Origin of the sequence: Bifidobacterium apis, from assembly GCF_036986835.1 — a bacterium.
GTDB classification, from domain to species: domain Bacteria; phylum Actinomycetota; class Actinomycetes; order Actinomycetales; family Bifidobacteriaceae; genus Bombiscardovia; species Bombiscardovia apis_A.
Genome location: NZ_BTXD01000001.1, coordinates 894439 through 905362, shown reverse-complemented (window position 1 = coordinate 905362; position 10924 = coordinate 894439). Strand labels below are relative to the sequence as shown.

Sequence of the window (10924 nt, the reverse complement as noted above, 5' to 3'; positions counted from 1 at the left end):
CGGGCGGTTTCTGTATACTGGACAAGGTTGTGAACAAAGCAGTCATCAAGCCAACCAAGTCCGAACAGGAGAAGACACAGTGAGTCTTGCAAGCATCACCATCATCAGCCCAGAAGCCGCCAACGGCCGCAACGTCGTGGCCTACGGCCTGACCAAGGCCCTGAGCGCCAAAGCCAAAACGGCCGTATTCAGGCCAATCGCCTGCAGGAAGCACCCATTGACCCCGGAACTGGTTGCAGCCAGCTCATTCCCCGACACGGATCCAGAGATCTGCCGTGGCAAGTGCCCCGGGCACGCCACTGAGGATCCCATGCAGACCCGGGCCGATGTCCTCAATGCCTATGATGGGCTGGTGGAGGCCACCCATCCCGAGCGCGTCCTGATCGTGGGCAGCGATGCCTCAAAGCTCTTCGACCCCGGCCTGTTTGCTCTGAACGCGCAGATCGCCGCCGACCTGAGGTCCCCGGTCATGCTGGCCGTCTGCACCATAGGCAGGGAACCCGGCCAGGTCATGAAGACCGTGGCCGCCTGTCGGCGAGCCATCGAGGCCCAGGGAGCCGTGCTTGCCGGAGTCTTCATCACCGGATGCCAGCCCGAGCAGAAAGCGCCGCTTACCCAGGCCTTCCAGGAATATGACCTGCCGACCTGGACCGTCTCCAAGATGGACTTCGACACGGATCCGTCCGCCGAACAGGCACGCCAGGCCACCAGCCAGACATTCCAACAGGAGGTGGACGTCGACCAGGTGCTGAAGGCGGCCGATGCCGCTAGCCCCAAGGCCACCACACCTGTGGCCTTCCAGAACGACCTGCTGGCCAAGGCCAAGACCAACAAGAAGACCATTGTCCTGCCCGAGGGCGGCGAGGACCGCATCATCAAGGCGGCCGACTACCTGCTGGCGCGCGACATCGTCGACCTGATCATCGTGGGTGACAAGGATTCCATCCTGACGCGCGGCAAGGAGCTTGGCCTCAACAACCTCGACAAGGCCTCATTCCAGCCCATAGACGACGAGCAGGTGCTGGCCCCCATGGTCGATCGCCTCTGCCAGCTGCGCGCCAAGAAGGGCATGACCCCGGAGCAGGCTCGCAAGCAACTGGCTGATCCCTCCTACTTCGGCACCATGCTGGTCGTGCTGGGTAAGGCCGACGGCCTGGTGTCCGGATCCATCAACTCCACAGCCAACACAGTCCGCCCAGCCTTGCAGGTGATCAAGACCAAGCCCGGCGCCTCGCTGGTCTCCGGGGCCTTCCTCATGTGCTTCCCCGACCATGTGGCGGTCTTCGCCGACTGCGCCATCAACCTCAACCCTTCGTCGGAGCAGCTGGCCGACATCGCCATCCAGTCGGCACAAACCGCTCGCTCCTTCGGCGTGGACCCGCACGTGGGCATGCTCTCCTACTCCACCCTGGGCTCAGGCAAGGGTCCGGATGTCGACCTGGTCGAAGAGGCCACCCGCCTGGCCAAGGAGAAGGCGCCGGACCTGCCCATCGTGGGCCCCATTCAGTTTGACGCGGCCTGGTCGCCCACTGTGGCAGCCACCAAGGCCAAGGGCGATCCGGTTGCCGGAACAGTCAACGTCTTCGTCTTCCCCAGCCTGAGCGCCGGCAACATCGGCTACAAGGCCGTCCAGCGTACCTCGGGCGCCCTGGCCATCGGACCGGTCCTGCAGGGTCTGAACAAACCGGTCAACGACCTTTCGCGCGGCGCTCTGGTGGCCGACATCATCAACACCGTGGCTCTGACCGCCGTCGAGGCCCAGGACTGATCACCGTCCATATAACGTCCCTATAAACCTCAGGGGTTGTTGCTGATTCATATCTCCGACACAGATTCAGCAGCAGCCCCAAAACCATGTCGGCCTGGCAATATACCGCGCCTTGTAAGGGCCGACGAGTAATCTTGAGGACTGATTGAGGAGCGCAGGCTCTATACAAGCACATCAGGAGGATGCCCCAATGGCGAAAACCGTCCTAGTCATCAATTCGGGTTCAAGCTCGATCAAATACCAGCTGGTCGATCTGGAGACCAGCCAGAGCCTGGCCTCGGGTCTGGTCGAGAAGATCGGCGAGCCCACCGATGGCCATTACAAGCACGAGGTCAACGGCGAGAAGCATGAGCTTGAGGAACCCATACACGACCATGAGACCGGACTCAAGCGCGTCCTGGGCTTCTTCAAGGAGTATGGCCCTGATCTGGACAAGGCGGGCATCATCGCCGTGGGCCACCGTGTCGTCCAGGGTGGAGCCATCTTCCCCAAGCCTGCCCTCCTGACCCAGAAGACCCTGAGCCAGGTCAAGGACCTTGCCGTGCTGGCCCCCTTGCACAACGGACCCGAGGCAGAGGGCGCCGAGGTCATGAGCCGGCTGATGCCGCAGACCCCGCAGGTCTTCGTCTTCGACTCCTCCTTCTTCTTCGAACTGCCCAAGAAGGCCTCCACCTACGCCCTCAACAAGGACATCGCCAAGCAGTACCACATCCGTCGTTATGGCGCCCATGGCACCAGCCATCAATATGTGGGACAGCTGGTTCCCGGCCTGCTGGGCAAGCCCGCAGAAGGCCTGCGGCAGATCGTCCTGCACATCGGCAACGGTGCTTCCGCTTCGGCGCAGGTCTCCGGGCATCCCGTCGAGACCTCCATGGGCCTGACCCCTCTGGAGGGTCTGGTCATGGGCGGCCGCACCGGCGACATCGACCCTGCCGTCGTCTTCCACCTGATCCGCAACGCCCACATGAGCGTTGACGAGCTGGACACCCTCTTCAACAAGCGCTCCGGTATGACCGGCCTGACCGGCCATGGCGACATGCGCGAGGTCCACAAGCTGATCGCCGAGGGTGACGAGGACGCCAAGCTGGCCCTGGATATCTACGTCCACCGCATCGTCGGCTACATCGGCAACTACACAGCCCAGATGGGCGGCCTGGACGCCATCACCTTCACAGCCGGCGTTGGCGAGAATGATGAGATTGTGCGCCGCCGTGTCATCGAGCAGCTGGAGCCCTTCGGTGTAAAGCTGGACCAGGAGAAGAACGACCAGCGCTCCAAGGAGGCCCGAATCATCTCCACCCCCGACAGCACGGTCGCCGTCTGCGTCATCCCCACCAACGAGGAGCTCTCCATCGCCCGCCAGGCCGAGGTCGTCGCCAGCCAGGGCGATGCCTACGGCAACAAGTTCCAGGCCTGAACGCTGGGAATCAAATAGGCCGGTGACCACATACTGTGGTTGTCGGCCTTCTTGTATCTGTCAGTCACTCAGGGCCGCCAAGGCCTCCTTGTGCAGAAGACCGTTGCTGGCGAGGCCATTGCCACCCCAGGGACCCGGGTTGCCTGCCAAGTCAGTGAAGCTCCCCCCTGCCTCGGTCACGATGGGAACCAGCGCACCCATGTCATAGAGGTCCAGTTCCGGCTCGGCAGCCAGGTCGATGGCTCCCTGGGCGAGAAGCATGTACTGCCAGAAGTCGCCGAAACCACGCAGGCGCCAGATCCGATCGGTCAGATCCAGAAGCCGATCCCGGCGGCCTATGGCCTTCCACCCGGTCAGCGACGACAAGGACATGGAAGCGTCTTCCATCCGGTCCACTTTTGATACGTGTATGGCCTTGGGAGCTTCGCCCTGACGCGCCATGTAGGCCCCCTGGCCCTGCGCGGCGTACCAGCGAGTGCCCAGCATGGGGGCAGAGACCGCGCCGACCACCATATGATGATCTGCCTCCAAGCCAATCAGAGTCGCCCATACCGGGACTCCGCGCACATAGTTCTTGGTCCCGTCAATCGGATCGATGATCCACCGCCTGCCGTTGGATTTCTGCTTTCCCAGCTCCTCGGCATAGATGGTATCGTTCGGTCTGGCTTGGGCCAGAGCCCGACGAATCACCGTCTCCGCCTCCCTGTCAGCCTGGGTGACCGGGGTATTGTCCGCCTTGCGTTCCACATGAAGATCCGGCGACTTGAAGTAGCTCATGGTGACCTGATCCGCTTGGTCAGCCATGGCGATGGCCAGGTCCAGATCCTCCTGCCAGGTCTTCTTTTCAGGCTCAGTACTCATAACACGGCTCCTTACGCTCGAATCTCGCCTGCCAGCATCCGCTTCCACATACCGGGGAAGTCGGGCATGGTCTTGGCCGTCGTGCCGATGTCGCGCACTTGGATGTCAGGTATCTTGAGCCCAATCATGGCGGCAAAAGTCGCCATGCGATGGTCGGCATAGGTCTCCATGACAGCCCCGTGCATACTCTGAACAGGCACAGGCTCGATGGCCAGTCCATCATCAAGTTCGCTGGCTTGGCCACCTATCCGGGTGATTTCCGTGGCTAGCGCCTTCAATCGGTTGGTCTCATGACCGCGCAGATGGCCGATGCCGTGCAGTCGGCTGGGCCCGTCAGCAAAGACCAGGATGGCCGCAATAGAGGGAACGATTTCCCCTGCAGGGGACAGGTCGAAGTCACCGAGTCCATGAATGGCCTCTCCACCGGTCACCCGGCAGGTGGAGCTACCCTGCCCATCAGGAACCATATCTACTTGTGCGCCCATAGTCTTCAGATACCCGGGCAGCAAGCCACCTGGTTGTGTGGTCCGGTCTGGCCAGCTGGGCACACTGATCTGCCCGCCTCCTATCAGGGCCGCTCCCAGGAAGGGAGCCGCATTCGACAGGTCGGGCTCCACCTGGACCCGATCGGGCAGCCGCGTCCCAGCAGATCCCCTGCCTTTGACGCTCCACCTGCAGCGGTCGGGATTGGCCTGGACCTGGACTCCGGCCTTACGCAGGTCCTCAACGGTCATGGCAATGTGTGGAAGGCTGGGAAGATGTAGGCCAGAGTGGACGATGGTCATAGTGCCCTCAGCTCTGGCAGCCAGGAGCAGGAGGCCGGAAACGAACTGCGAGGATGCCGAGGAGTCTATGGTCACTTCCCTGCCCACCAGGCAATCCGGCGGTGTGAGTGCAAAGGGCAGGAAGCCCTCCTGGCCCAGGTACTCGATTCTGGCTCCCAGCTGGGTCAGGCCGTCCAACAGAGGTCTCATCGGGCGCCGATAGGCCTGCTGATCTCCGTCGAAGTGGGTGGGACCATCAGCCAACATGGCCAGGCCCGGCACGAAGCGCATAACGGTTCCAGCCAGCCCGCAATCCACCCGGGCACCGCCACGGAAACGCCCGCCCGCCGGTGGGATGACGGTCACATCCGTGGGGTTATTCGAATCAACCCGACAGTCCACGCCAAGGGCCTCCAAGGCTCCAATCATCAAATCGGTATCACGCGACCTGAGCAGACCGGTCAGCCTGACGGGGCGGCTTCCCAGGGCCGCCAGAATCAGATACCTGTTCGAGAGGGACTTGCTTCCGGGTATGGTCACCGTTGCATCCAAGGGGCCACCCGTCTGCGGTGCAACCCATGTCTCTTCCACTGTCATGGTCACCATGGTAACCGCAGGCGCAGAGCTGTTTCCCCTCCCTGCTCACCCCTCAGGACCAGCCGAGACCCGACCCTGTGCTATATTGATACACTGTGCCCATGCAGTGACAGCGATGGGCGCCGGGCTATAGCGCAGCTTGGTAGCGCGCCTGCTTTGGGTGCAGGATGTCGCCGGTTCAAATCCGGCTAGCCCGACTTTTGCTTTCGTCCCATTTCGGGAGTCGGATCCTTGGCGTTCATGCCCAGCAATCCCGTAAGAAAAATCACGAGAGCCAGAAGGCCGGTAAGGCTCGCATAAATGGACATGGTGATGGCTATGCCGACCAGATTGCCCAGGGCCAGAAAGGCCATCTGCCCCATAGGCGCCCCTATCATCATGACGGTCTGTACCACTCCCATAGTTGCAGCCAGGTGATCCTCGCCCACTGTGCTGATGAGCATGGTCATGAACCGAGGGTTGACCTTACCCAGAAGATAGTTCATGACCAGGAGCGGAAGGAAGAGCAGTGCAGGAATGTGCAGCCAGACCAGGTTGACCCCCACCATGGCGGCTGCGGCCATGACTCCGGTCAGCAGGTGTGCCATGGGCAGCCGCCGGAGCGGATCAGTGGCGAGAAGTGCACCGAGGATGAGTCCCAGGGAAGAGATGCCGTTGACGGCGGCTATGGTCGTGCCATAGCTTCCCCACCGGACCTCAGGCATGGAGATAAGCCCCAGATTGAGCAGGGGCTGCAGAGCTGTCCCCAGAAGGTTGACCAGACAGCCGAAGCCCACCATCAGGACCAGGAAGGCGGAGCGACGGAACTCCCCCAAGGTCACGAGGAGATTAGAGGCCAAGCCTAAATGCTTGTCCGCCTGTGAGCTGTTGCCCGCACCCTCAGCCCTTACAAAGTCCCGATAGCCAACGGCCACTAGAATCCCTGCCAGCAGGAAGGTGGCGGCGTTGATCAGCGCGAATACAGCGAATCTGTTGCCCAGGAGGGCGATCAGCACCGCACCTCCGCCTGCACTGATGACAGCCGCGACGCTGGAGGCAGCGGAAGTGATCGAGGTCGCCTGGTGGAGCTGGCTGGGCCGGACCAGGTGCTTGAGGACGGGAATCCACAGGCTGCCTGCATATCCCTCCAGCATGGAGGATGCCATGTCCATGGCTACCAGGAGCAGAAAGACCGGCAGGCTCTTGAATCTATCGATCACCATGGCCATGACCAGATAGACACATACCTGAACCAGCTTGATCACCAGCTGCATCCGCGTCTTGTGCACGGTCCTGTCGGCCAGGTATCCGGTCAGGATGGCGGTCAGGGCTGGAGCCACCCAGGCCATTGAGGCTATAGAGACAGCCAGTCCGGCAAAGGGCATGGTCTGGGCATAGACGATGAAGACGATGTTGAAGAGCTCGCCTCCGACCGTATTCAACAGACTTGCCAGAACCATGGTCACGAAAGGCTTGTTCTTCAGAAGCTCCTGCATGGTCAGCCGCCGTTCAGGGCAGTTCGATCTTCATGAGGGTCCGGTGAAGCAGCCACCAGGCCGGCAGAGAGGCCAGAAAGATGATCAGAAGCACAAGCGCCGACAGCAGCGGGGAGAGGGAGAGCAGATTGCCCACCACAGCGTCCAGTAGGAGCAGGACTGCAAACATGATAGGCAGCGAGCGCCTCCAGAAGCCCAGGGAAAGGGCGATGCCTACAAGCCCTATCAGTCCCGCAAGACTGGTAACCACCATGAGGAGAACCTGCACGAGCAAACTGCCCGACGAATCCGTCCCGAGCGAACCCACAAAGTGGTCGACCAGCAGCAAGACGGTCATGGTAACGGCCGTCCCCGCCAAGTAGGAGAGGGTTGTGAAGAGACCAACGAAAATCAGCTTGGCTAGCAGGATTCGGTCCCGCGGGATAGGGCACGACAGGGTGAGCGCCAGATTCCTACCCGTGTAGGGCTCGATGAAGACAAGATTGCAGAGGGCAGCGGCCACCAAAGAGAAACCCACCAGAAGGATGACCATGGCCATCTGCAGCACAAAGGCCAGGCTGGACAGTCGTGGGTCAGACCGGCCGCTCGTGTGGCCAATGGCCAGGAACATGCCTCCCAGGGCCAAGGCTGCGGCCACCACTGCCAGCCCTCCGAAGATGCAGGACCAAAGCCGTGTCTTTTTCAGTTCCAACTTCAGCAGCGTTTTCATATCAGCCCTCCATAGCCTTGATCAGGGTCTGCTCAGCGCCTTCCTGGCCCTTACTGAGGAGCTCCGGCACGCTGGCCCGCAGACTGACCCTGCCGCCCGCTATGACCATGACGCGGTCGGCAGTGTGCAATACCTCGGAGAGGATGTGGCTGGAAAAGAGGATTGCACTGCCCTGGGCAGCCAGATTTCGCAGGCTGTCTCGCAGCTGTCCGATAGCTATCGGGTCCAGTCCGTTGAGCGGCTCGTCCAGTAGATAAAGGTCGGGATGACGACCCATGCACCTGGCCAGGGCCAGCCTCTGCCTCATACCCATGGAATACCTGCCAACAGCAGTGGCAGAATCGGCTGTCAATCCGACCTTTTCCAAAAGTTGGCTGATCCCGGCGAACTCGACCGCCCTATGCTCCTCGTTTGCCAGGGACAGGTAGGCAAGGTCAATCTCTAGATTCTCCCTGGCACTCAGAGATTCATAGAAGACAGGTTCGTTGATGGACACCCCCATCCTCGCCAGACTGCCCGGGTAGCCTTCGCTGAGAGGCTTCTCCAGAAAACGGATCAGTCCGCCGACAGGTCTCTGCATTCCGGACAGAATCTTCAACAGTGTGGACTTGCCAGCTCCGTTGGCTCCCAGCAAGCCCAGAATCTCGCCCTGTCCCAGGGACAGGTCCAGACCAGCCAGCACCTCCCTGCCTTCGAATACTTGGACGATACCGTCCGCCTCCAGCACCTTCATGAAACTCCTTCCTAAAATACCATCGGTATGTTTATGGAAACAAAAATCATTCACTTGTTGAGTGCCCGAATCCTGCTAATGGCCATAGCCGTCAGGGCCTTAAGAAATCCATCGGCTCTAAGAGACCCCTTGATCCTGATTCACGTCAGATTCCTCTTGCGTGGACTCCCCGCCTGCCGCAGTCAGAGGATTGCTCTTCAGATGCGCATGCAGGTGCACGGCTGCGCGGATGACCCGATCATCGATGACCGGAGCCCCTATCCCCTTGAGCATATTGGCCAAGAGAGTGAACTTGGAGACCACCTGGTCCCGGGTCATGGTAGAGAATCGAATCCCTATCCACATGTTGAGCAGGATATAGAGCACCTGGGCCAGATCCTCGGGATTGCAGGGGGCGATGGAACCATCCTCCACGCCTTCGCGGACGTAAGGGGTAATCACATCCACAATCCTGTCCATGGATTTCAGGTACATCTCCCCTACCATGCGGGGGCTCTTCAGCAGGGTTCTGGCGGAGAAGGTCACATCGAGACGTGAGTATGCCGACAGGGAGGCGATCAACTCGTTACGCAGCTTGTCCAACCCGGTCTTGCCAGGCCAGTCCCCCAGCCAGTCTTCCTGGGATGAGGACGAGGCCATACGTTCGGTAACCGCGTGGAAAATGGCCGTCTTCGAGGGGAAATGGTAGTAGACCGCTCCCTTGGTCATACCGCCCAGGCCATCGACGATGTCCTGGATGCTGGTTCCGTCGTAACCCTTTTCCAGGAAGAGCCGCTGAGCAACATCGAGGATCTGATTACGATGCCCTTCGGGGTCCTTCGGCGTGCCCATGCTGGCCTGCCTCCTTGTCAGTGCATCAATGTCTGACCATCCTGGCCCGACCATCTTTTCTGACAAGTGTCTATCATACCACTGGTATGTTTTGTCTATCCATTCATATCAGTTGCCAACTTGGCATTAATCCTTCTGCAGGCGACGGATGGCTTCGTGCTGGATGGCCACCACCGCCTTGGCATCGGCAACTCCAGCTGCACAAAGCTCCTGCCAGGAGACCCAGGCCGACTGGATATGCTCGCCAGGGTCGAAGTCGGTGGGCCCCTGATGCCAGCGACGCAGATGCAGGACCGCAATGTGTCCGAGCTCGTCACTCATGCCCAGGGAGGAGTAGACATCGGGGGCGGCATCAATCCAACCGTCATCAGGGTCCAGATGGCTTTCGGAGCCCCGAGCACCCTCCGGCCCGGGCACCAGACCAGTCTCCTCACGCAGCTCGCGCAGAACAGCCTTGACCGGGCTCTCCCCCGGGTCGATGAAGCCGGCAGGCAGGCCAAAGACGTAGCCCTGGGCACCCACCCGGTACTCCCGGGTCAGCAGATAGGCATCGGCAACGCAGTCGTGCACCAGCATGACCACGCAGGGGGCGTGGCGTATAAGCTGCCTGTCAATGGTTTCCTTGGAACCGTCACGCCGGAACATGGCCACCTGCTGCTGGTCGATAACGAATATCGGGCCGCGGAAGACCTCCTTGTCATCCATCAGCTCGGGAGCGCGGGTCATATCGATGCCCTTGGGTCCCTGTCCATCTCGGCCGGCCAGTCTTGCGGCCAATCGTGCCTGCAGATCCTGTGCTTCATCGCTCATGAAATCAATCCTTCTCAGCTGTCTATCCTCGGCAGTTAGCGCAACACCACGGTCCAGGGATCAGTGACGATGGGTGAGACCTCCACCTGTGGACGGACACCGGTAGCCATCTCCAGGGTCCTGGCAATGTCTCCCTTGGCGTATCGGAACCAAAGGCCCTCGATGGCCGAATGCGGTGTGTTGATCAGCATGGGCCTGGGCTGATTGGGCCGACCGGCCATCCGGGCCTCATAGAGGGCTTGCTGGTAGGCATCCGTGGCAGGGTGATGACGCAGATCGCTGGTGATGTAGACATCAGCCCCCGTGGACCGGACCAGGTCGAACTCGGAGTCCCCCGAGCCGGGCAGCAGGGCAACCGTGGAGACCATGGCCTTGGACGGTCCGACCGCCTGAACACCCAGAGCAGTCTTGGGCAGGAGGCCCGCCACTGTATGGACCAGATCCTCAAATGGCGTGGGCTTGGGAAGCCGTCCCCAGCGGCCCAGGCCTACCTGGATTCCCTGATCGGCGTGCAGATCACGTTTTGAGACCGGCTGTGGGGCCAACGGCCGTGTCTCCTGCAGTTCCAAGGCATCGGCTGCGGCCTGGGCCACGCCGCGGTAGGCAGCGTCAGCATTGGTATGCCCCACCCAGAGGCCGCAGTGTCCCTCGATTAGCCTGGTTATCATATCCCCTCTAAAGTCCAGTCCGGAGACCTGGTGGACCGACCTGAAGAAGAGCGGATGATGGGTGATCAGCAGGTCGGCCTTGTGGTTCAGAGCCTCCTGTACTACATCGGGCCGAGGGTCCACGGCGCACCAGATCCGTCTGACTGGCCAGGAGGGATCTCCTGCCACCAGCCCTGGATGGTCCCAGTCCTCTGCGTAATCCAGAGGGTAGAGCCCCTCCAGCAAATCCACCACCTGGCCCAAAGGCACCGAAGGCCTCTGAACCTCATCCTGTTCATCAGGCATGACGAT

Annotated in this window: 10 protein-coding genes and 1 tRNA gene; 3 read left to right on the top strand and 8 right to left on the bottom strand. The window is 61.0% G+C overall.

The window, feature by feature from the left end:
* The first annotated feature begins 79 nt into the window (after positions 1–79).
* Positions 80–1768, top strand: coding sequence for a phosphate acetyltransferase (gene pta / locus AACP62_RS03730; RefSeq protein ID WP_339346399.1), 1689 nt, complete (start codon positions 80–82; stop codon positions 1766–1768).
* Positions 1769–1958: 190 nt separating this feature from the next.
* A complete protein-coding gene (locus AACP62_RS03725; protein ID WP_339346397.1) occupies positions 1959–3185 on the top strand; it encodes an acetate/propionate family kinase in 1227 nt (408 codons plus the stop codon).
* 60 nt (positions 3186–3245) lie between these two features.
* Here AACP62_RS03725 and hisN read toward each other — a convergent pair whose 3' ends face one another.
* Together hisN and aroA are read right to left on the bottom strand one after the other, a co-directional pair.
* A complete protein-coding gene (hisN, locus tag AACP62_RS03720; protein WP_339346396.1) occupies positions 3246–4046 on the bottom strand; it encodes a histidinol-phosphatase in 801 nt (266 codons plus the stop codon).
* Between the two features lie 11 nt (positions 4047–4057).
* The gene (gene aroA, locus AACP62_RS03715; RefSeq protein ID WP_425332904.1) at positions 4058–5413 is read right to left on the bottom strand and encodes a 3-phosphoshikimate 1-carboxyvinyltransferase; all 1356 of its coding nucleotides are present in this window, start codon (positions 5411–5413) and stop codon (positions 4058–4060) included.
* Positions 5414–5530: 117 nt separating this feature from the next.
* On the opposite strand from aroA, the gene AACP62_RS03710 reads away from it, so the two are divergent.
* Positions 5531–5604, top strand: a tRNA-Pro gene (locus AACP62_RS03710).
* Here AACP62_RS03710 and AACP62_RS03705 read toward each other — a convergent pair.
* From AACP62_RS03705 to AACP62_RS03680, 6 genes are all read right to left on the bottom strand, one after another.
* Complete coding sequence (locus tag AACP62_RS03705) at positions 5596–6882, bottom strand: MFS transporter (RefSeq protein ID WP_339346394.1); 1287 nt, start codon at positions 6880–6882, stop codon at positions 5596–5598. The two genes, AACP62_RS03710 and AACP62_RS03705, sit on opposite strands and share 9 nt — an antisense overlap.
* Positions 6883–6895: 13 nt before the next feature.
* A complete protein-coding gene (locus tag AACP62_RS03700; protein ID WP_339346392.1) occupies positions 6896–7591 on the bottom strand; it encodes an ABC transporter permease in 696 nt (231 codons plus the stop codon).
* A gap of 1 nt (position 7592) precedes the next feature.
* Entirely contained in the window at positions 7593–8324 is a 732-nt protein-coding gene (locus AACP62_RS03695) for an ABC transporter ATP-binding protein (protein WP_339346390.1), read from the bottom strand.
* Positions 8325–8441: 117 nt separating this feature from the next.
* Complete coding sequence (locus tag AACP62_RS03690; RefSeq protein ID WP_339346388.1) at positions 8442–9155, bottom strand: TetR/AcrR family transcriptional regulator; 714 nt, start codon at positions 9153–9155, stop codon at positions 8442–8444.
* A gap of 126 nt (positions 9156–9281) precedes the next feature.
* Positions 9282–9965, bottom strand: a complete 684-nt coding sequence (locus AACP62_RS03685) for an NUDIX hydrolase (protein WP_339346387.1) — start codon at positions 9963–9965, stop codon at positions 9282–9284.
* A gap of 35 nt (positions 9966–10000) precedes the next feature.
* A complete protein-coding gene (locus tag AACP62_RS03680) occupies positions 10001–10918 on the bottom strand; it encodes a Nif3-like dinuclear metal center hexameric protein (protein WP_339346384.1) in 918 nt (305 codons plus the stop codon).
* Positions 10919–10924 lie beyond the last annotated feature (6 nt).